Annotated in this window: 17 protein-coding genes; all 17 read left to right on the top strand. The window is 52.5% G+C overall.

Annotated elements, in window-relative coordinates; genetic code table 11:
* Positions 1–15: 15 nt before the first annotated feature.
* The 17 genes from AWR27_RS17770 (at position 16) to AWR27_RS17685 (ending at position 20288) form a co-directional block, all read left to right on the top strand.
* Entirely contained in the window at positions 16–1530 is a 1515-nt protein-coding gene (locus tag AWR27_RS17770; RefSeq protein ID WP_077132439.1) for a RagB/SusD family nutrient uptake outer membrane protein, read from the top strand.
* A gap of 71 nt (positions 1531–1601) precedes the next feature.
* A complete protein-coding gene (locus AWR27_RS17765; RefSeq protein ID WP_083732895.1) occupies positions 1602–4022 on the top strand; it encodes a beta-L-arabinofuranosidase domain-containing protein in 2421 nt (806 codons plus the stop codon).
* A 6-nt stretch (positions 4023–4028) separates the two neighbouring features.
* A complete protein-coding gene (locus tag AWR27_RS17760; RefSeq protein WP_077132437.1) occupies positions 4029–6029 on the top strand; it encodes a beta-L-arabinofuranosidase domain-containing protein in 2001 nt (666 codons plus the stop codon).
* 647 nt (positions 6030–6676) lie between these two features.
* On the top strand, positions 6677–7291 hold the full coding sequence (locus AWR27_RS17750; RefSeq protein ID WP_077132435.1) for an RNA polymerase sigma factor: 615 nt from the start codon (positions 6677–6679) through the stop codon (positions 7289–7291).
* Positions 7291–7473 carry a hypothetical protein gene (locus AWR27_RS17745; RefSeq protein WP_077132434.1) on the top strand — a complete coding sequence of 61 codons (183 nt, stop codon included), beginning with the start codon at positions 7291–7293 and terminating at the stop codon, positions 7471–7473. The genes AWR27_RS17750 and AWR27_RS17745 overlap by 1 nt, the downstream gene beginning before the upstream one ends.
* Positions 7474–7490: 17 nt before the next feature.
* Entirely contained in the window at positions 7491–8318 is an 828-nt protein-coding gene (locus tag AWR27_RS17740) for a mechanosensitive ion channel family protein (RefSeq protein ID WP_077132433.1), read from the top strand.
* Between the two features lie 56 nt (positions 8319–8374).
* Positions 8375–9334 carry a DUF3078 domain-containing protein gene (locus tag AWR27_RS17735; protein WP_077132432.1) on the top strand — a complete coding sequence of 320 codons (960 nt, stop codon included), beginning with the start codon at positions 8375–8377 and terminating at the stop codon, positions 9332–9334.
* A 92-nt stretch (positions 9335–9426) separates the two neighbouring features.
* Positions 9427–9759: a large-conductance mechanosensitive channel protein MscL gene (gene mscL / locus AWR27_RS17730; RefSeq protein WP_077132431.1), complete on the top strand. Its 333-nt coding sequence runs from the start codon at positions 9427–9429 to the stop codon at positions 9757–9759.
* Positions 9760–9871: 112 nt separating this feature from the next.
* Positions 9872–11218, top strand: coding sequence for a UDP-N-acetylmuramoyl-L-alanine--D-glutamate ligase (gene murD, locus AWR27_RS17725; protein ID WP_077132430.1), 1347 nt, complete (start codon positions 9872–9874; stop codon positions 11216–11218).
* 61 nt (positions 11219–11279) lie between these two features.
* Positions 11280–12401: an FtsW/RodA/SpoVE family cell cycle protein gene (locus tag AWR27_RS17720; RefSeq protein ID WP_077132429.1), complete on the top strand. Its 1122-nt coding sequence runs from the start codon at positions 11280–11282 to the stop codon at positions 12399–12401.
* 1 nt (position 12402) lies between these two features.
* Positions 12403–13497, top strand: coding sequence for an undecaprenyldiphospho-muramoylpentapeptide beta-N-acetylglucosaminyltransferase (gene murG / locus AWR27_RS17715; RefSeq protein WP_077132428.1), 1095 nt, complete (start codon positions 12403–12405; stop codon positions 13495–13497).
* Positions 13498–13575: 78 nt separating this feature from the next.
* Positions 13576–14964 carry a UDP-N-acetylmuramate--L-alanine ligase gene (murC, locus tag AWR27_RS17710; protein ID WP_077132427.1) on the top strand — a complete coding sequence of 463 codons (1389 nt, stop codon included), beginning with the start codon at positions 13576–13578 and terminating at the stop codon, positions 14962–14964.
* Between the two features lie 33 nt (positions 14965–14997).
* Positions 14998–15771 carry a cell division protein FtsQ/DivIB gene (locus tag AWR27_RS17705; RefSeq protein ID WP_077134054.1) on the top strand — a complete coding sequence of 258 codons (774 nt, stop codon included), beginning with the start codon at positions 14998–15000 and terminating at the stop codon, positions 15769–15771.
* An 11-nt stretch (positions 15772–15782) separates the two neighbouring features.
* Positions 15783–17207, top strand: coding sequence for a cell division protein FtsA (ftsA, locus tag AWR27_RS17700; protein WP_077132426.1), 1425 nt, complete (start codon positions 15783–15785; stop codon positions 17205–17207).
* Positions 17208–17294: 87 nt separating this feature from the next.
* On the top strand, positions 17295–18734 hold the full coding sequence (ftsZ, locus tag AWR27_RS17695) for a cell division protein FtsZ (protein WP_077134053.1): 1440 nt from the start codon (positions 17295–17297) through the stop codon (positions 18732–18734).
* 87 nt (positions 18735–18821) lie between these two features.
* A complete protein-coding gene (locus AWR27_RS17690) occupies positions 18822–19523 on the top strand; it encodes a DNA alkylation repair protein (RefSeq protein WP_077132425.1) in 702 nt (233 codons plus the stop codon).
* A 57-nt stretch (positions 19524–19580) separates the two neighbouring features.
* Positions 19581–20288, top strand: coding sequence for an NUDIX hydrolase (locus AWR27_RS17685; RefSeq protein ID WP_077132424.1), 708 nt, complete (start codon positions 19581–19583; stop codon positions 20286–20288).
* Positions 20289–20509: the final 221 nt, after the last annotated feature.

Genomic DNA, 20509 nt, shown 5'->3' with positions numbered 1-20509 from the left:
AACGACTTTACTCTCATGAAAAAAATATTTTCACTGCTGACGGTGGCTGTGCTGACGGTTATGATCAATGCCTGTAGCCTGGAGTCGGACCTGTATAATAGCTTGGATGCTCAGAAATACCCCACCGCCGACGATGAGTTCCAGACCGTTATCGGCAACGCGTACCGGGGATTGCTGCTGTATTATGACCGGGAAATCTACATGCCGCTCAATGCGAGCACCGACGAGTTTACGGCTCCGACGCGGGGCGGAGGGGCCTGGTTCGATAATGGCCGCTGGATTTATTTAGCCAACCATACCTGGAACGCCACTGCCCCCGACCTGAACGATACGTGGGACTGGTGCTACACGGGCATTGCCACCTGCAACAACACGCTGAGCATTCTGAACGCGTCGCAGACACAGGTAGCGGGAAAAGAGTCGGCACTGGCCGAACTGCGCGGGCTGCGGGCATTTTTCTATTACCTGCTCTGCGACAATTTCGGAAACGTACCTATCAAGACCGAAACGACGGCCACTGGCGACGTAGCGCAAAGCAGCCGCACGGAGGTGTTCAACTTTATCGAGTCTGAACTGAAAGCCATTATTCCGGTACTGAAGCCGACCAATCATCCGCAGACGTACTCGAAATTTACCCGCGAAACGGCCCAGACGCTACTGGCGAAACTGTACCTTAACGCACAGGTATATACCGGCACGGCCCGCTGGAGCGATGTACTCACGCAGTGCGACGCGGTCATTGCGTCCGGCAAATTCGCCTTGAACAAAAACTATTTCGCCGACTTCTCGCCCGACAATCGAGCCAATGGGAGTTACATCGAAAACATCTTCGTGATTCCCTACGACAAAACCGACTACCGCTACGACGATTTCACGGGTATGAGTCCGAACCTGTTTACGATGCACCCCGGCCTGAAAGACAAATACGGGCTGTCGGAGTCGCCTTGGAACGGCTTTAGTGCCATCGCCGATTTCTATAACTCCTTCGATGACAGAGACATCCGTAAACAGGGGTGGATTGCCGGGCCTCAGTACGACGCATCGGGGCAACCCATTATTTACAACGGCAAACCGCTGATCCTGAACGCCAACTGGACCAGCCTGCAACAGGCCGACGATAACGACGGTGCCCGCATGGTGAAATTTGGGATGCAGTCGGGCAATAAATACCGATTGCAGGATAATAACTTTCCGGTACTGCGCTACGCCGACGTACTGATGATGCGGGGCGAAGCGGCCTTCCGGTCGGGTAACATAAGCGGTGCATTGACCAACTTTAACGCCGTTCGCGCCCGTGCCGGGCTACCAGCCTACACCACTGCAACGCTAACGCTCGACGAAATTCTGGCCGAGCGGGGCCGGGAGTTTTATTTCGAGAACTGGCGACGCAATGACCTCGTCCGCTTCGATAAGTTTGGTAACGGTACGTGGCGGTTTAAAACGGTCAAAGACAAAAAGCGCGACCTGTACCCCATTCCCGATCAGCAGTTGTCCAAGAACCCACTGCTGAAGCAAAATCCCGGCTACTGAGCCACAAAACAATCATAGGTTAGTAATGCAAAGACCCTCTCGGTTGAGGGGGTCTTTTTGTCCGATTCGTCATGCATTTACCTCAAATTTATTTGATAGCCCTGAGTTGTCTGGCTCTGATTGTTCCGGCTAAGGCCCAAACGCGGACACTGCAACCGGCTAACCGACAGGCGTTTTCGCTCTCCGCCGTTCGGCTACTGCCCGGCGAAAGGCAGTTCAGCCGATTTTATGAAGCGAAGCAGAAAGATGCGGCCTACCTGCTCTCGCTCAACCCTGACCGCCTGATGCACTGGCCCCGGCAGGCAGTTGGTTTGCTGCCCAAAGGCGACCACTACGGTGGCTGGGAATCGGGTGTGGCCATTTTGCCGGGGCATTACCTCTCGGCCTGTTCGATGATGTGGGCCACTACAGGCAACGAAGCCCTGCGCGAGCGTGTAAACGACGTAGTGGATGAACTGGCACTATGCCAGCAACAGCGACAGGATGGCGGTATTTTTGTCAATAAAGACCAGATCGAACAGTTTGAACTCATGCGCCGGGGGGTGTTCCGCTACCAGTCGGCGGGGCCGGAGTTTCCGTTTGTCAATGGCGGCAATCCCTGGTACAGTGTCCACAAGCTCATGGCCGGGCTGCGCGATGCCTACCACTACGCGGGTAACGAAAAGGCCCGCCAAACGCTCATCCGGCTGGCCGACTGGACTTATGACCTCGTTCTGCCCATCGCCGACAGCACGTTTCAGCAATCGCTCGACGTTGAACATGCTGGCATGACCGAAGTGCTGGCCGACGTGTACGCCCTCAATCGTGATACGAAATACCTCACGGCGGCCCGGAAGTTTATCCATCAGCGCGTGTACCGGCCCCTGCTCGAAGGCCGCGATATGCTGTACCCGCACCACGCCAACGCGCAGGTGCCGAAGTTTATCGGCTACGAACGGCTCAACGAAGTAGCGGGCGACACAGCAGCCGGACGGTCGGCCTCTAATTTTTTCGACATTGTGCTGCGCGACCATACGTTAGTCATTGGCGGTAACAGCGAGTACGAGCGGTTTGGCCCGGCCCGGCAAGTATCCCGGCGTATCGGGGCGAGTTCGGCGGAAACCTGCAATACGTACAACATGCTCAAACTGGCTCACCAGCTTTACCGTCGAACGGGCGAGGTGCGCTACATGGACTATTACGAACGCGCGCTGTACAACCACATCTTAGCCGCCATCGATCCCGAAACCGGGATGTTCTGTTATTACCTTTCGACCAAGCCGGGCTTCTTCAAAACCTTCAGCACTCCGCATGAGTCGAACTGGTGTTGCGTTGGGTCGGGCATGGAAAATCCCGGTCAGTACGAAACGGCTCTCTACGCCCATACCGACCGCGATGTGTTCGTAAACCTCTACGTGCCGTCGCGGCTGACGTGGGCCGAGCGAGGCTTTCAACTTCGGCAGGAAGGCCGTTTTCCCGAAAGTGATACTATGCGGTTTACCATCGAGCAGGCTGGTAAACAGTCATTTACGCTCTCGCTGCGAAACCCGATTTGGGCGCGAGGCCGCGCTACGTTGTTGCTCAACGGAAAGCCCGTTGCCGTCGATACCGAAGCCGATTACCTGAGCCTGACGCGTCGGTGGCGCAAAAACGACCGCCTGACACTGGTGCTACCCCGCCAGCTCCGAATCGAAACCACGCCCGACAATCCTAACGTAGCGGCTATTCTGTATGGTCCGCTGGTGCTGGCCGGAACGTTGGGTAACTTGGCTGACGAAGGTATCAGCCCGTTCAACAGTAATCACTTAGGTTACGAACACAAGCCCGAACTCCGCCAGCTACCCCGCTTCGTGGCCGACAAAACCCGGCCTGAAACTTGGATTGAGCCGATGACTGGGCCGGACGTGCGTTTTCGGGCGCGGCCCGACGCCAATGCCGAACCCATCACGCTGCTGCCTTTTTACCGGGTCAACCGTCAGCGGTATTCTATCTATTGGGATATGTTTTCGCCCGCCGACTGGCAGCAATATCAGCAAAGCCGCTATACGAATCTGCTCGATGCGGTCGCAACCGGTGATAGCACCGACGAAGTGCGGCATGGGCTGCGCGGTGCCGACACCCGACGTAGTACGACCAACTTCCGAACCTTCCGCACGGCGGGGCCAACGGGCTGGTTCAGCTACGATTTGAAAGCGGGCGGTTTGGCTCCGGTGTTTCTGGTGTGCCAGTTCTGGGGCGGTACGTGGGAAGGAGCCTGGGGACCGCAGCCAGACGGACTGCTCGATATTTATGTCAATGACGTAAAAGTTGCTACCAAAAATCTCGGCGACAAACGACACGAAACACTCTTCTACGACGAAGTCATCCTCATTCCCGATGCGTTCCGCCGACCCGACGGCAAACTGACTGTACGCTTCCAGCCGCAACGGGGAGCCATTGCCAGTGGCGTATTCGGTTGCCGTGTCGTCATGGCCAACGGGCTGACCATTCAACCACTACTGAGCGATCAATAATCAACTATGCATCCAATTTTCATGAAACCCATAAACCAGCTTTTGTCAAACTGTCTGCTGGCCTGCCTGCCTTTGCTGCCGCTGACCGGGCTGGCCCAACCAACTCTTGTACCGCCCGTTTATGAAAAAATTCCTGCGGGGCAGATTCGGGCCGAAGGTTGGCTCAAAACGCAACTCAACCGCCAGATTTCGGGCTTGTCGGGGCATTTAGACGAGATTTGGGACGACGTTGGCACTAATTCGGCCTGGCTCGGCGGCACCGGCGAAGCCTGGGAGCGGGGGCCGTACTACCTGCGTGGTATTCAGTCACTGGCCTACGTAACGCAACACCCGGCCATGCTTGCCAAAACTAATCGGTGGATCGAAGCGATTCTGAAAAGCCAGCGAGCCGATGGTTATTTTGGGCCACAGAAAGACGAGGACTGGTGGCCGCGCTGGTTAGTAGCGCAGATCATGATTTCGCACTACGAGACCACCGGCGATGCCCGCGTGATTCCGTTCCTGCAACAGTACTACGCTTTCGAGGCCGGGCACCTGAAAGCTAAACCGCTGAAAAGCTGGGCGATGGCGCGGGGGGGCGAAGACATCAGCAGTATCCTGTGGCTTTACCGCAAAACCAAACAGCCCGAACTACTCGCTCTGGCCCGGCTGGTCGAAAGCCAGACAAACCCCTGGGTGTCGTTCTTTGAGAAAACCGGCCCTGTCGATCAACGAACCGACATCGACACGACCCGCTGGCTCGACGATAGCCCGATTCACGGCGTCAATATCGCGCATGGACTGAAGTTCCCGGCCTTAGCGTATCAGTTATCGGGTGGGCGAGCGAGCGACAAACAGGCGTTTTACACAGGGCTGAACAATCTGAAAAAATACCACTGGCAGGTATGGGGCGTTCCCGTCGGCGACGAGAAAGTGCGGGCAATGGGCTGCTCGAAAGGCTCCGAAACCTGTCAGACCGTCGAGTTTATGCACTCGATGGAGTATAACCTGCGCGTCTTCGGCGATGCTGCACTGGGCGACGTACTTGAACGGGCCGCCTATAACGCGCTGCCTGCCTTTTTCGACCCGCAGTTTGAGACGCATCCGTACTATATCCTGCCCAATTCGGTGTCAGCTACGGTGCAACCGCGTCCATTCCCGAACCCCCACAACGGCGACGTACTGACCTACGGCGTGATTTCAGGTTACCCCTGCTGTACGGTCAATATGCACATGGGCTACCCACTGCTGACCGAACACCTATGGCTGAAAACAGCGGATGGCAACGGCCTCATCGCTGCTGTGTACGCCCCTTCGGTGTTGACTACCAGACTCGCTAACGGTCAGGCCATCACGATTCGGGAAGAAACAGATTATCCATTCTCCGACCAGATTACACTGGTATTGCAACCAGCCCGGCCAATGGCGTTTCCGTTGCAATTGCGAATTCCGGGCTGGTGCAAAAACGCCGAAGTGCGAGTCAACGGTAAACCAGCCGGACACCCCAGCCCCGACACGTTTTTAACCCTCAACCAGACCTGGAAACCCGGCGACCGCGTGACGCTGCGCCTGCCGATGACTCCGCAGATAACGCGCTGGCAAAACAACGCGCTGTCGGTGGAACGGGGGCCGCTTGTTTACGCACTCGCCGTGAAGGAAGACTGGAAGCCCTTTACGAGTATGCACACCCCCAAACCGACTCCGAACGGCTGGTATTCCTACGAAATCCGGGCGTCATCGCCCTGGAACTACGGCTTAGTGTTGGGCAGCGACGCGACGAAAGCCTTCAAGTTTGCGGGCAAACCCATCGGGGCCGGGCAATTGCCCTGGGACCCGGACTTCTGCCCCGTCCGGCTCACCGCCAACGGTCGGCGAATCCTGAACTGGAAACCCAATAACTTCGGCCTGACCGACCCGCTGCCCCAAAGTCCAGTTGCTTCGACGGAGCCGGTTGAGACTGTGACGTTGCTGCCCGTTGGAGCCACCCGCCTGCGGATTGCCGAAATCCCGGAGGTCGCCAATCAATAAGCGTACTACTGAGCGACCATTCTTATTTAAGTAATCTGACTTTCGCAAAGCGCGGTACTACTGTTCTCCGGTTCTGAGCTTGAGGTCCGGCGCCAATGGTACGCCAAACGCCGAGGTGTTCTTCAATCGGCCTGGCACGAAGTCGGCTAAACGACGACTCAAAAAACTCGCTGGCAAACAGAAGTATTTCCAGACCAGCACCAACCACCTAATTTCCAAACAGCTTGTTACGAAGGCTAATGCAACCCGTCGCGCAATCGCTCTTGAAGACCTGACAGGAATCAGTAAGTATATTCGCCAGGAAGAAAAACGGCTTTGGAAGTCTCAGCATAGCAAGCACTCCAATTGGACCGGTCCGCTGATGCGGTTCAATCAGCTTCGCCAGTTTCTCATCTACAAAAGCGTACTCTGTGGGGGCACGCTGACATTGGTTGACTCAAGAAATACCTCTCTTATCCGTAGCAAGTCCATCGGCTTATCGTCTCGGGACTTCGGTTTCAGGGGCAAGTCCCCAACATTTGGGCGGAAGTGGTTAATTGTGATGTATTGGCTGCGAAACCAATGTTTGGCGTAAGTTTTGCAGTTGTTGGCTATACAACCGTTACTTTCCTCACTTTTGCCTGTCAAATCGACCATCAGGGAGAAACATGAAAGATTATTCGGACGAGGATTTGGTTCGCTTATACGTTGAGACGCAGCAGAATAAATATTTTGAGCGACTATATGAACGTTACTGCGATAAAGTATACCGAAAGTGCCTTTCGTTTACTAAAGATCCTATGCGGGCCGAAGATCTGGCTCACGACGTTTTTTTAAAGGTGGTCATCAAATTAGGTAGCTTTCGTGAACAGGCCCGTTTTTCGACCTGGTTGTATTCAATTACGTATAATCATTGTACAGATCAGATTCGGGCATCTGGCCAACGCCGGGAGGTATATGTCGATGAGGGTTGGGAGCATATGGAGGATGTTAGCGACAGCGATGATTTGGCTGAAATGGCTGAATATGAAGCACAACAATTGCAACGAGCCATGTATCAGCTACCGCCCGATGAGCAGATGATGTTGTTGATGAAGTATCAGGATGATATCAGTATTCGTGAAATCGCCGACGTAAATGGGTTAACCGAAAGCGCGGTGAAAATGCGGCTGAAACGTTCACGCGATAAGTTGCGCAAATACTACCTCGAAGGAGCAGTTTTCTGGCTGTTAATGGCCTTCAAAGCCGCGATGTCGATGCTGGGCCGTTTCGCTGAACGATAATGGAAACGAATCCATTCAAAGCTTTAGAGCCGACAGATACCTGTCCGCCCCACATGAAAGAGCAGATCGTGTCGGAGATCGATACGATTCGCAACACCATGACAATCATTCAGCTATACGTAGGTGAACTGTTTAGTATGGCTTCTGCTCTGGCCGATTTCCCGCATCAGCCGCAGGAATAACTCTCTACCATTGAATCATGAAACAACTCCCCAATCTCACCCAAGTCTTAATCAATACTTTTCAAACCCTAATCGATCAGTTTGTTGAGTTTGTTCCGCGCATTCTCGGAGCCATTCTCATCATGCTCATCGGTGTATTAGTTGCCCGATTGGTTGCATTAGTAGTGGGCCGCGTGCTGAGCCGGGTAGGCTTTGATAAAATCGGCGACCGGCTAAATGAGATTAGTGTTATCAAGCAACTCAACACGGTTATCAAACTGAGCGATATTGTTGCAAAGGTTATTTACTATTTTATTCTATTGGTGTTTATCACAGCCGCAACCGAAACGCTGGGGGTAGCTGCAATAACTGACATGGTTACGTCGCTGGTTAATTTCATTCCGAAATTAGTAGCGGCTGCCATTATGCTGCAAGTGGGTGTGTTGCTGGCCGATGCCCTTCGCGGAACCGTTGTTACGCTCTGCGAATCATTTAAGATTGCTTCGGCCCGGCTGCTGGGTATGGTGGTATTCGTTTTCTTTCTGGTTATTACGCTCATCAGCGCACTTGGTCAGGCAGGCATTAACACAAACCTGCTCGAATCAAGCTTTAATCTGATTATTGGTGGGGTTGTACTGGCCTTTGCCGGTGGATACGGACTGGCTTCACGCGATGTAATGGCAAATATTCTGTCGTCGTTTTACTCGAAAAATAAATTTAAAGAAGGGCAAACGATACAGATTGATGACGTTAAAGGAGAAATTATAAAAATGGATAACACGTCATTAACGATTCAAACGGGAAAAACTACAACTATTTTCCCGCTACAGACATTACAAAAAAATAAGATTGAGATTTTTGATTAAGTAATTATCATACAATACATTACATCATTATTCATCTATAAGCCAACTCATGAATCATGAAAAAATGTTTATGTTTTCTGATGTTATTGGGACTGTATAGTCGTGCAATGGCCCAGGATTCTACGCAGGTAACGACCAATTTTAAAGACACCGTTGCCGTAAAACCAGATACGTCGTACTGGCAGAAGTCATTCAGTGGTGGTGTCAACTTCAATCAGGCATCATTCAGCAACTGGACGGGCGGGGGCGAAAATTCTGTAGCACTGGGAGCGGTTGTAGCGGCTCGTGCTTTGTATGAAAAAGGTAAGATATCGTGGGATAATACCGCCGATCTGCAATTGGGATTTGTGACGCAGGGTAGCGAATCACGTAAAGCCGCCGATCAAATTCTGATAAATTCGGTGTACGGCTATAAAGTAGCACCGAAATGGGATTTGTTCGGGTCAGCAACGTTTACCTCGTTTTTTGCGCCAGGGTATCGGTACACGGGTTTAGCGGCTAACGAAACGCGGTTTAAAATCTCGAATTTCATGGCACCCGGTATGCTGACGTTCGCCTGGGGGGCTGCCTACAAACCTAACGACTGGTTTGCCATTCGGTTTAGCCCGTTTGCTCCGCGTTTTACATTTCTGAGCGATCAGGGTGTTCGGTTTCGCGAAGTCAATGGCGTTCCCGTCCGCGACCCCAACGCTACGGTCTATGGGGTTGAGCCGGGCAGAAGCCTCCGCACCGAATGGCTGGCCCTGCAACTACAGGCTGCGCTGACCCGAAACCTGAGCGAAAATGTGAGCATTAATGCCAAGTATCTGATGTATGCCAACTACCAGACGCTGAATGCCATTGACCACCGGCTCGATGTTATTCTGACGGCGAAAATCAACCGATATTTCAGTACAACGCTGAGTATTATCGCGCTCTTCGATAAAGATTTCTCAGAATCGTGGCAGTTTCAACAAACGCTGGGCATCGGATTAGTCTACAATGTGAGTACATTCCGCAAGACGGATAAAAAATAAAAGTTGGTTGGTTGTATTTTGATTTGACCTTGATAAACAGTAGTTTACCGCCGTTCAATCAATAAAGGTCTTAACCTCAAACCAACTACCTTATGCTACAGGAATTTAAAACATTTATTGCCCAGGGTAACGTACTTGATCTGGCTGTCGGGGTTGTCATCGGCGCAGCCTTCGGAAAAATCACCACCTCGCTTGTCGAAGACATCTTGAATCCAATACTTGGCCTGGTGCTGGGTGGCGTCGATTTTAGCCAACTGAAATTAGTATTGAAAGAAGCCGTCGGAACGACCCCTGAAGTTGCCATCCGCTACGGAAATTTCCTGAACGTGCTGATTCAGTTCCTGGCTATTGCGTGGGTAATTTTCCTGATCGTGAAAGCCGCCAATCGAATGAAAATGTCCAGCTCACTGGCTCCGAAAGAGTAGCCCGAACACACAAAATTTTCAGAAAAGCCTCTTGCCCACGCGAGGGGCTTCTTCTTTTATCCGTTATTTTGCAAAAGAGCCGGGTGTTCGTAATACCTGACCGGTTATCCACATGAAAATTGCAGTTCTGGGTGGGGGTGAAAGTGGAGTTGGAGCCGCGCTGCTGGCGCAGGCCAAAGGCTTCGATGTGTTCTTGTCAGATAAAGGACAACTGACTGATTCGTACCGGAATACGCTTCAGAAGGCTGGTATACCGTTTGAAGAAAGCCAGCATACGGAAAGCCAGATTCTCGATGCTGATGAGGTAATTAAAAGTCCGGGCATACCCGGAAACGTGCCCCTCATCCAAAAACTTCGGGCGCAGGGTACGCCGATAATTTCTGAAATCGAGTTTGCAGCCCGCTATACCCGCGCCAAACTCATCGGTATTACGGGTAGTAATGGCAAAACAACCACCACGCTGCTGACGTATCATCTGCTGAAAACTGCTGGCCTGAACGTGGGGCTGGCCGGTAATATCGGCGATAGTTTCGCCCAGCAGGTCATTACCGATGCATTTGATTATTACGTGCTGGAAATCAGTAGTTTTCAGTTAGATGATATGTATGATACGCTGCTCGACGTGCGCATGATTCTGAACATCACGCCCGACCACCTCGACCGCTACGACTACGTTTTTCAGAACTACGTCGATTCAAAGTTTCGAATAATACAGACGGCCCGGCCTTCAGACGCATTCATCTACTTTCAGGAAAATCAGCCGATTCTGGACGAACTGGTCAAGCGAAATCCAGTAGTTCATCGTCTGCCGATTTCATTGGTATCACCCGTATCGGAAGGCGGCTATTTGCAAAACGGCGAATTAGTGGCAACGTATAACGGCCATACGTTTCGGATGCCACAGGATGAAACCACGCTGCGCGGCCCACACAATGCCATTAACTCGCTGGCGGCTGCGCTCGCGGCTCAGGCCATAGGCGTATCGGGCGAAGCTATTGCCGAAGGACTGCGGACGTTTCAGAACGCGGCTCATCGTATGGAACCTGCCGGTACTGTCAACGGCGTCAGGTTTATCAACGACTCGAAAGCCACGAACGTCGATTCCGTATTTTACGCCCTGTCGAGCATGGACGCGCCAACGATCTGGATGGCAGGCGGTCTGGACAAAGGCAATGACTATAGTCAGGTAGACGAACTGGTTCGTCGGCATGTGAAAGCATTAATTTGCCTTGGTGCCGATAATCGTAAATTGGTTGAACATTTCGGCGATATAGTGCCGCTGATTTATGAAACTCAGGACGTGCGCGACGCCGTAGCCAAAGCCCTCGATTGGGGTCAGCCCGGCGATGTGGCATTGCTCTCGCCCGCCTGCGCCAGTTTCGACTTATTTAAAAACTACGAAGACCGAGGCAATCAATTTAAGGAAGCAGTTAAAAAATTAGTGAAAAGTGAAGAGTGAAAAATGTACTCTATTAGTATGCATTTTTCACTCTTCACTTTTCACTCTTCACTAAAAAAACATGGTTCTACGCGACTGGATACGCAACAACTTGAAAGGCGACCGCCAAATCTGGTGGATCGTGCTGTATTTGTCGATTATGAGTATTTTGGTGGTGTACAGTGCCACCGGTACGAAAGCGTTTCGTGAACTTGACGGCAACACGGAGATTTTTCTGCTCAAACACGGGTCGCTGCTGCTGATCGGGCTGGCCTGCACCTACTTCGCCCATCGGGTCAATTACATCTATTACGCCCGGCTGGCGAAGTTTGGCCTTTGGTTGTCGGTGCCGCTGTTGCTGTGGGCGTTTTTCAAAGGAACCAGCCTCAACGATGCGTCGCGGTGGGTAACGATTCCGATTATCAACCAGACGTTTCAGCCGTCGGATTTGGCGAAACTGGCCCTGATTTCGAGTCTCGCGGCTATGCTTGCCAAGCGGCAGAAGTTCATGAGCGACCCTACGGTTCTCTTCAACATGATTCTGTGGATTGGCATCATCTGCTCGCTCATTATTCTGTCGAACACGTCAACGGCTATAATGCTGGCGGCAACCTGTTTTCTGCTGCTCTACATTGGCCGGGTGCCGGTTCGTTATCTGGCTTACATGATTGCTGTCTGCGTAGTGTTCGGCGGTTTCGCGCTGGTGCTGGGGCAACGTTTCGGCACAGCTACCAACCGGATCAAAAGCTTTATGGACGCCGATACCATTGTGTATCAGGTCGAGCAGTCGTACATCGCCTTAGCCAATGGTGGGCTAACGGGGCAGGGGCCGGGCAATAGCCATCAGCGAAATACGCTGCCCAACCCATTTTCCGACTTTATCTATGCTATCATTGTTGAAGAATACGGGCTTATTCTGGGTGGTATTCCGGTTGTACTGGCCTATTTGTGGTTTCTTTGGCGAGGCATGAAAACACTCCAGAAATCATCCCGACCATTCGGCGGTTTGCTCTCGGCGGGGTTAACGTTCAGCATTGTATTTCAGGCGTTTGCGAGTATGTGCGTTGCCATTGGTCTGGCTCCCGTTACGGGGCAACCGCTGCCGTTGCTCAGCATGGGCGGCACGTCGCTGATTTTCACAGGCTTAGCCATTGGTATTATTCTGAGCGTGAGCCGAGAAGAAGCCGACGAAAGTAAGATTTGATATGAACGTAATTATCAGCGGAGGTGGAACGGGCGGACACATTTACCCGGCCATCGCCATCGCCAACGAGTTGAAAGCAATTGACCCTGCTACGGAGATTTTGTTTGTAGGGGCTGAGGGCAAGATGGAGATGGAGAAAGTGCCGCGCGCAGGCTACCGAATCGAAGGTTTGCCCGTGGTAGGCATCAAACGGGAACTGACGCTCGACAATCTGGCATTTCCGCTAAAGCTTGGACGTAGTTTGCTGCGGGCGCGGCAGATCGTAAGCCGTTTTCAGCCCGACGTGGCCGTGGGTGTAGGCGGCTATGCCAGTGGTCCAACGTTGCTGGCGGCTTCGCTGGCGGGCGTACCCACGCTGATTCAGGAGCAAAACTCCTATGCGGGCCTGACCAACAAAGTGCTGGCTCGCTGGGCAAAGCGCATTTGTGTAGCCTATCCGGGCATGGACGCTTTTTTCGATGCCGACAAAATTCGGTTGACCGGCAATCCGGTTCGGAGCGACATACAGTTTGCCGATCAACAGGCGGAGGCAGGCCGGGCGTTGTTCGGGCTGAATTCGGGGCGGCCAACGCTGCTGATTATTGGCGGTAGTCAGGGTGCCCGAACCATTAATGAGAGTATAGAAGCTGGCATCCGGCGTTTTATCGATGCGGGCATTCAGGTAATCTGGCAAACTGGCCCGGCGTTTATTGAGCGGGCGCAGGCGGCTGTAACCGCAACCGGGTCGGCGTTGGTGAAGGCGTATGATTTTATCTATGACATAGACAAAGCCTATGGCGTAGCCGACGTGGTGGTGTCGCGGGCGGGGGCGTTGTCGGTATCGGAGTTGTGTCTGGTAGGGCGTCCGGCTATTCTGGTGCCATTTCCGGCGGCTGCGGAAGATCATCAGACCAAAAACGCAATGGCGTTGGTAGAGCGCAGCGCGGCTTTGCTGGTGCGCGATCAGGAGGCCCGGCAACAGCTAATTACAACAACACTGGATTTGTTTGCTAATCCGGCCCGGCAGCAACAGTTGCGTACCGAAATCAAAACGCTGGCCCGTCCGAACGCAGCGCGGGAAATTGCGGAAGAAGTGCGAAAACTCGCTGGGATGTAACAATTTTTGTTACTGTTTTGAAATAATTGAAAATAAAAATAGATTTGGGACAGGTTTTCAGACCGCCCGGCCATTCGCATGACAGTTGACTCGTTCAAATACATTTATTTTCTTGGTATTGGCGGCATTGGCATGAGTGCGCTGGCCCGTTGGTTTGTGGTCAACGGCTATCCAGTAGCTGGGTACGACAAAACGCCAACGGCTCTGACCGACGCGCTACAGGCCGAAGGCATGACCGTTCACTTCAGCGAAGACGTTGAACAAATTCCGGCAGTGTTTCGCGAGAACCCCGCCGATACGCTCGTGATTTATACGCCCGCCGTGCCGAAAACCCATGCTGAATACATTTACCTGACAGAGAACGGGTTTACGCTTAAAAAGCGGTCGCAGGTGCTGGGCTTGCTGGCCGGGCAAATGACAACAGTGGGCGTAGCCGGTACGCACGGTAAAACCACTACGTCGTCGATGGTGGCGCATATTCTGCGTGATGCAGGCGTTAACTGTGCGGCTTTTCTGGGCGGCATCACCAATAATTATGGCTCTAACTTCCTGCTCAACGAACCAACCGAGAACCTGCGCGACGTGGTGTGTGTAGTGGAAGCCGACGAGTTCGACCGCTCTTTTCTGACGCTGTTCCCGAAACTCGCCATTGTCACCTCCACCGACGCCGACCATTTAGACATTTATGGGGCGCATGATGCCGTGCTCGAGTCGTTCGGTACGTTCGTGAGTCAGATTGAGCCGGGTGGTACGCTGTTCATGAAAAGCGGCTTATCGCTGGCCGATAAAACTAAGGCTACCGTTCGGCCTTATTCACTCTACGATGGTGACTACCGGAGCCAGAATCTGCGTATCGAAAACGCGGCTTTCGTTTTCGATCTGGTGTATCCGCAGGGGGTTATTAGCGATATTGCCTTGCCGATACCAGGTTTTCACAACGTCGAAAATGCCATAGCTGCCGGGGCCGTTGCGCTCGAACTGGGCGTATCGCCCGAAGCCATCCGCTCGGCTCTCAACACGTATCGGGGCGTTCGCCGGCGGTTCGAGTACATCCTGAAAACCGACGAAGTTGTGCTGATCGACGATTACGCGCATCATCCTGAAGAGGTACGAGCGTTTCTGTCGTCGGTGAAGGCGTTGTATCCCGACCGTGAGCTAACGGCGGTGTTTCAACCGCACCTCTTCAGCCGAACGCGCGACTTTGCCGACGGGTTTGCCGAGAGCCTGTCGCTGGCCGATCATGTGATTTTGCTGGATATTTACCCGGCGCGTGAGTTACCCATCGACGGTGTTACGTCAGACCTGATCTTTCGGAACGTTCGCTCGAAAACGAAACGACAAAGTACCAGAGCCGAACTATCTGACGTTGTGCGGGAAAGACGCCCTCAACTGCTCGTAACTATCGGTGCCGGTGACATCGACCAATTGCTACCTACCCTGAAGACAACTTTAGAGACCAATAAATAAAAATATTACCATGACTTCCTGACTTGTATGGAGATGTTTTCTACCTTTAAATCAACCAAAAAGTGGTTGATCGTTGCTGTAAGTCTTTTGGGCCTGTTTGGTTTGATTGCATTCACTGAAATTCAGCATGGACAAAAGCACGTTCGGTCGGTAATTATCCGACTTAATCAGGTAGATGGACATAATTTTTTAACACGTCGGGATGTTACGGGTTATCTAACCAACGAAGGGGCTGACCCGGTAGTTGGCAAAGACTATGCGGACATCAATTTCCGGCAGCTTGAAACCCGATTATTGCGACACGGTCTGGTAAAAAACTGTCAAATTTCGCGTGACCTAACGGGGAATTTGCTCGTCTCTATAGATCAACCGCGTCCGTTGGCAAGATTATTGACAGCAGGCGAGGCCATGCATACGGTATCGGGGGTGTATGTTAGCGAAGACGGGCGGCTTTTTCCAATCTCGATGAACTACTCGGCGCGGGTACCAATCCTGACAGGGCCATATTTCGCCACGAACCGGTCATTGGGAAACGAACGAAACCGGCCTTTGCTGGATTTGCTGAAACGCATTCACGATGATCCGTTCTGGCGGGCGCAGATTACTGAATTGTCGGTCGACAGGCAGGGTGAGGTAACGATGTGGCCGCAACTTGGCAAACACCAAATCGAACTGGGACCACCCACAGATTTGGATGCTAAGTTTAAGAAACTGAAATTAGTATATACGGACGTTTTGCCTGCCAAAGGCTGGGATCGCTACAGTCGGGTAAACGTTCAATATCGAAATCAAATTGTGTGCGAATGACAACAGCGAGTATGGACGACAAGATTGTAGTAGGCCTGGACATTGGCAGCACCAAAATCTGCGCTGTAGCAGGCCGGTTGGTTCGCAACAACAAAGAGCAGGAAACGCTCGAAATATTGGGCGTAGGCGAAACGCCGTTGGCCGATGGCGTTACGAAAGGTTCGGTTGTTAACGTGAACAACACCGTAAACGCTATCCGAAAAGCGATCAATGACGTGGCAGCCCAGTCGAACTTAAATATTCACTCGGTGAATGTAAGTTTTAGCGGCTCACACGTAACATCGATAAAATCGAGCGGCATCATTACCCGCTCGTCGTCTGGCGATGAAATTCAGATCGAAGACATCGATCATCTGCTGAGCGACATGTACCGAAACCCGGCTATTTCGTCGGATAAAGAAATTATCCACGTGCTGCCAATGGATTTCGTAGTTGACAGCGAAACCAACATCAACCAGCCGGTTGGTCGTAATGGGGTGAAACTGGGTGCTGATTTTCAATTGATTACCGCTCAGGCCAGCGCAGCCCGTAATGTACGCAAGTGCATCACGCGTAACAATTTAGAGCAGGAGACAATGATGCTGTCGGCCCTGGCGTCGGGGTTGGCGGTGTTGACTGATGAAGAAAAATATGCCGGTGTAGCCCTGGTCGATATGGGGGGCGGCACCACCGAAATGGCAATTTATTACCGCAATGTACTGCGGCACGTGGCCGTATTTCCGTGGGCGGGCAATAGCGTAACCTCTGATATTCAGGCGGGTTGTAAGATTCTGCCCAACCAGGCCGAACAGTTGAAGCGTCGTTTTGGCAAAGCCAGTCCGGCTGAGTATAGCCTGAACGAAGTGGTAGCCGTGCCGGGGCTGAGCAACCGCCGACCGAAAGACGTGTTGCTGAAAAATGTGGCACTCATCATTGAAGACCGGCTGCGGGAAATTGCCGCGCTGGTGCAGGCCGAAATTATTCGGTCGGGGTACGACGGTAAACTGCTCGGTGGTATCGTATTAACGGGTGGCTCGTCGATGATTCCGGGAATCGAGCAGATTTTTGGCCGCGTTACGGGCGCTGAAGAAGTGCGCGTCGGCTACCCCGAACGACTCGAACCCAATGGCCGTGCCGACCTCGTTGGCGATCCGGCTCATGCGACCGCCGTGGGGCTGGTTTGGGCGGGCTATAAGACTATCGATAACCGTATTTCGTTTATTACCGACCCAAATCGAGTTAACGAGGAAGCTGCCGGGCCAGTGGCTAACGGTGGGTATGTGGGGCGTCCGATGGGTGGCCGTGAACCCGTTGGCGGGCGTGAACCGGTGGGAAGCCGTGAGCCGGTTGGCGGGCGTGAAAAACCTGTCGACAAAGAGCCGGAGGAGAGCACGGTGAGTCGGTGGATAAAAAAATTGTTTCAGCCCATTCGGGGCAGCGAAACGGACCCATATTAACGACCCGGAAGGGAGAACCGGCTGTTGGCCGGTTTACACGCATATATGCAGTTTTTGTACAACGAAAAGACACCTAATTCCGATAAGATGCTGAGTCAGGGATATAGATTTGACATACCGGACGATAATCCGACTATCATAAAGGTTGTCGGTGTGGGTGGCATGGGCGGCAACGCCGTCAAGCACATGTTTAACCTCGGTATGAAGGATGTGAACTTCGCCATCTGTAATACCGACCGTCAGGCGTTGATGAACAATCCGGTGCCAACCAAGCTGCAACTGGGCGATGGTCTGGGAGCCGGTACGGAGGCCAAAGCCGGTGAAGAAGCCGCCCGAGCCAGCATTGAGGAAATTCGCAATTTGCTGGCAGCACCAACCAAGATGGTATTCATCACGGCAGGTATGGGGGGCGGAACAGGAACGGGCGCGGCTCCGGTTGTGGCAGAGGTGGCCCGGGAAATGGGCCTGCTGACTGTGGCTGTCGTAACGGCTCCGTACTGGTACGAAGGCACCGACAAGAAAGAACAGGCTCGCGAAGGTATTGAAAAGCTCAAGAAAAGCTGCGATACCGTGCTGGTCGTTTTGAACGATAAACTGGCCGAACTCTACAGCGAACTGACCTGGACCGAAGCCTACGCCCATGCCGACGACGTGCTGGCAAATGCTGTGAAAAGCATTGCCGAAATCATTACGACGCAGGGCGATATCAACGCCGACTTTGCCGACGTGAAGAAAGTGCTTGAAGGAGCCGGTCAGTCGGTGATGGGGTCGGCAGAAGCGGCTGGCGATGAGCGTGCGCTGAAAGCCATCGAAGCCGCGCTGAACTCGCCCCTGCTGAACGACCACGACATTCGGGGGGCCAAACGGATTCTGCTCACCATCTCGTCGAGTAAAGAATATGCCATGCGTTTGAAAGAGCAGATGGCTATTTCGGAACACGTCGCTAAGAAAATCCAGACGCAGGCCCGCATGTTCAAGTTTGGTGCCATCACCGACCCGAATCTGGCCGAAAGCCTGCGCGTAACCATTATTGCCGCCGGGTTTGAAGGCACGGGCGATCTTGAAGAACTGCTGGGTAGCCCCGCTCCGGTTGAAATTAGTACGCCTGTAGAGTCGAAATTGATTGAGAGTGAGTTACAGGTTCAGGACGCCGTTGAAACGCAGCCGTTGGAAGAGGAACTGGTGCTGGAAGCCGAGCCGGTGGGTGCTGTTGAGCCGGTGGGCATAACGACACTGGTAGATGAAAAACAAACGCCAACGGGGTATAACGGCACGGCAATTATCCGACCCGGCATGAGTGGCACGGTAGAGTACCCCTACGACGAACCCGACGCCGACGTGCTGGAGTTAGACGAAGAACGTCCCAGCGACGCACCGCTGATTGAACAGATGGTTGCTACGTTTGTGAAGGGCCAATACCTGGCTGCTGACCTTGACCGGCCCGCTTTCGAACGGAATAAGACTGTGTTATATGGTTTGCCAATGCTGCCCGACAGCGATATTGTTCGGTCGCCATTGAACCACTAAGGCTGAATTAATAGGCAGAAGCTCTGGCTTCGGTAGTGTGAGCAAATCGTAGCTTTCATTGCCGAAGCCGGAGTTTTTGGTTTTTCTATGACCCACTCCGACGTAAAACAAACGCTACTGGCTCTTGAACAGCCAGAACGGGCATCGTTTGCCGCTCGTTTTTTTAAAACGAAACCCGGCCAATATGGCGAAGGCGACGTATTTCTGGGCTTATCGATGCCACAGCAACATGCCATTGCCAAACAATACCAGGCGTTGGCCGCCGATGAAGTTGAAAAACTGCTGCGCGAACCGTACCACGAATGCCGCATGACGGGGTTGCTGATTTGGGTCTATCAAAGCAAAAAAGCCTCTTCTTCGCAGCGGGCTAAACTGGCCGAACGCTATCTGGCGAATCGATACTACGTCAACAACTGGGATTTGGTCGATGTAACGTGCCCGCACGTGCTGGGGCGGCATTTACTTAACAACGACCGTTCGGTACTTTATGATCTGGCTGGCGAAGACCACCTCTGGAGTCAGCGAATAGCTATCGTAACTACGCTCGCGTTTATCCGGCTGGGGCAGTTTGGCGACACGTTTGCGCTGGCCGAACGGTTATTGCCACACAAACACGATCTTATTCATAAAGCTATTGGCTGGATGCTTCGTGAGGTGGGCAAGCGCAGCCCCGACGCCCTCGAAGAGTTTCTGCACGACCATTTGCCACAAATGCCACGCACGGCCCTGCGCTACGCTATCGAGAAATTCGACCCTGCGCGTCGGCAATATTATTTGACGAAGAAATAGGAAATGGGTAAAAACGAAAAAATACTACATTTAACTGGTAATTAACTATTCCTCCGTATGCCCTATTCCGTTGCGTCGCGGATCTCGGTCGCGCTTGATTGTATTATTTTTGGTTTCGACGGCGAAGCACTCAAGTTGCTTCTGATTAAACGCAATTTCGAGCCGGAGCAGGGAAAATGGTCGCTGATGGGCGGATTTCTGGACCCGAACGAAGGATTGGATGAAGCTGCCCGACGAATTCTAAACGAACTGACGGGCCTGCAAAACGTGTACATGGAGCAACTCCATACCTTTGGGCAGGTTGACCGCGACCCGGCAGAACGTACTGTATCGGTTGGTTATTTTGCCCTCATCGATATTCAGCAGCACAACGCCGAACTGGCCCGCCGAAGCAACGCGTCGTGGTTGCCGCTGGTGGCGCACCCAACTCTGATCTTCGATCACAACAATATGGTAACGATGGCCCTACAACGGCTCCGCCACAAAGCCGCCCTGTATCCCATCGGTTTCGAACTGTTGCCCGAAACGTTTACGCTGCCTCAACTTCAGAAACTTTACGAAGCCATCTATAACGCCCCACTCGACCGCCGGAATTTCAGCCGCAAAATCCTGTCTACCAATTTGTTGATTCGGACGGGCGACAAAGACGAGAAATCAGTAACGAAGAAAGGGCTGCTCTATAAACTCGACAAAGATAAATACCGCGAACAGCAACATGCGTTTCAGCACTTCATGACGGCCCCGGCCATCTATGAAAGCTTGTAAGTGTTACTCTATGTATTTTATTTACTCCTGATGTATTTTAAAAGGGCTATTATTCCTAATAGACCTAACACTATATATATAAAATATACTACAATATTGATTATGATGAAGTAAGGTGCTGAGTTTTGCAGTAAATTCCACATACGGGCTGAGTTGTTAATTTGGTGAAAACAATATCAGACGTAGAACTTTGTCAAAAACGTAAGGTTATAAAATATTCG

Source organism: Spirosoma montaniterrae (assembly GCF_001988955.1).
Taxonomy (GTDB): Bacteria; Bacteroidota; Bacteroidia; order Cytophagales; family Spirosomataceae; genus Spirosoma; species Spirosoma montaniterrae.
The sequence above is the reverse complement of the archived record's forward strand: the minus strand, read 5'-3'. Positions and strand labels throughout refer to the sequence as shown.

What these genes read in the sequence shown, in the direction of transcription:
- AWR27_RS17770 (WP_077132439.1), top strand. Translation starts at nt 16, where the DNA reads ATGAAAAAAATATTTTCACTGCTGACGGTGGCTGTGCTGACGGTTATG.
- AWR27_RS17765 (WP_083732895.1), top strand. Translation starts at nt 1,602, where the DNA reads ATGCATTTACCTCAAATTTATTTGATAGCCCTGAGTTGTCTGGCTCTG.
- AWR27_RS17760 (WP_077132437.1), top strand. Translation starts at nt 4,029, where the DNA reads ATGCATCCAATTTTCATGAAACCCATAAACCAGCTTTTGTCAAACTGT.
- AWR27_RS17750 (WP_077132435.1), top strand. Translation starts at nt 6,677, where the DNA reads ATGAAAGATTATTCGGACGAGGATTTGGTTCGCTTATACGTTGAGACG.
- AWR27_RS17745 (WP_077132434.1), top strand. Translation starts at nt 7,291, where the DNA reads ATGGAAACGAATCCATTCAAAGCTTTAGAGCCGACAGATACCTGTCCG.
- AWR27_RS17740 (WP_077132433.1), top strand. Translation starts at nt 7,491, where the DNA reads ATGAAACAACTCCCCAATCTCACCCAAGTCTTAATCAATACTTTTCAA.
- AWR27_RS17735 (WP_077132432.1), top strand. Translation starts at nt 8,375, where the DNA reads ATGAAAAAATGTTTATGTTTTCTGATGTTATTGGGACTGTATAGTCGT.
- mscL (WP_077132431.1), top strand. Translation starts at nt 9,427, where the DNA reads ATGCTACAGGAATTTAAAACATTTATTGCCCAGGGTAACGTACTTGAT.
- murD (WP_077132430.1), top strand. Translation starts at nt 9,872, where the DNA reads ATGAAAATTGCAGTTCTGGGTGGGGGTGAAAGTGGAGTTGGAGCCGCG.
- AWR27_RS17720 (WP_077132429.1), top strand. Translation starts at nt 11,280, where the DNA reads ATGGTTCTACGCGACTGGATACGCAACAACTTGAAAGGCGACCGCCAA.
- murG (WP_077132428.1), top strand. Translation starts at nt 12,403, where the DNA reads ATGAACGTAATTATCAGCGGAGGTGGAACGGGCGGACACATTTACCCG.
- murC (WP_077132427.1), top strand. Translation starts at nt 13,576, where the DNA reads ATGACAGTTGACTCGTTCAAATACATTTATTTTCTTGGTATTGGCGGC.
- AWR27_RS17705 (WP_077134054.1), top strand. Translation starts at nt 14,998, where the DNA reads ATGTTTTCTACCTTTAAATCAACCAAAAAGTGGTTGATCGTTGCTGTA.
- ftsA (WP_077132426.1), top strand. Translation starts at nt 15,783, where the DNA reads ATGGACGACAAGATTGTAGTAGGCCTGGACATTGGCAGCACCAAAATC.
- ftsZ (WP_077134053.1), top strand. Translation starts at nt 17,295, where the DNA reads ATGCTGAGTCAGGGATATAGATTTGACATACCGGACGATAATCCGACT.
- AWR27_RS17690 (WP_077132425.1), top strand. Translation starts at nt 18,822, where the DNA reads ATGACCCACTCCGACGTAAAACAAACGCTACTGGCTCTTGAACAGCCA.
- AWR27_RS17685 (WP_077132424.1), top strand. Translation starts at nt 19,581, where the DNA reads ATGCCCTATTCCGTTGCGTCGCGGATCTCGGTCGCGCTTGATTGTATT.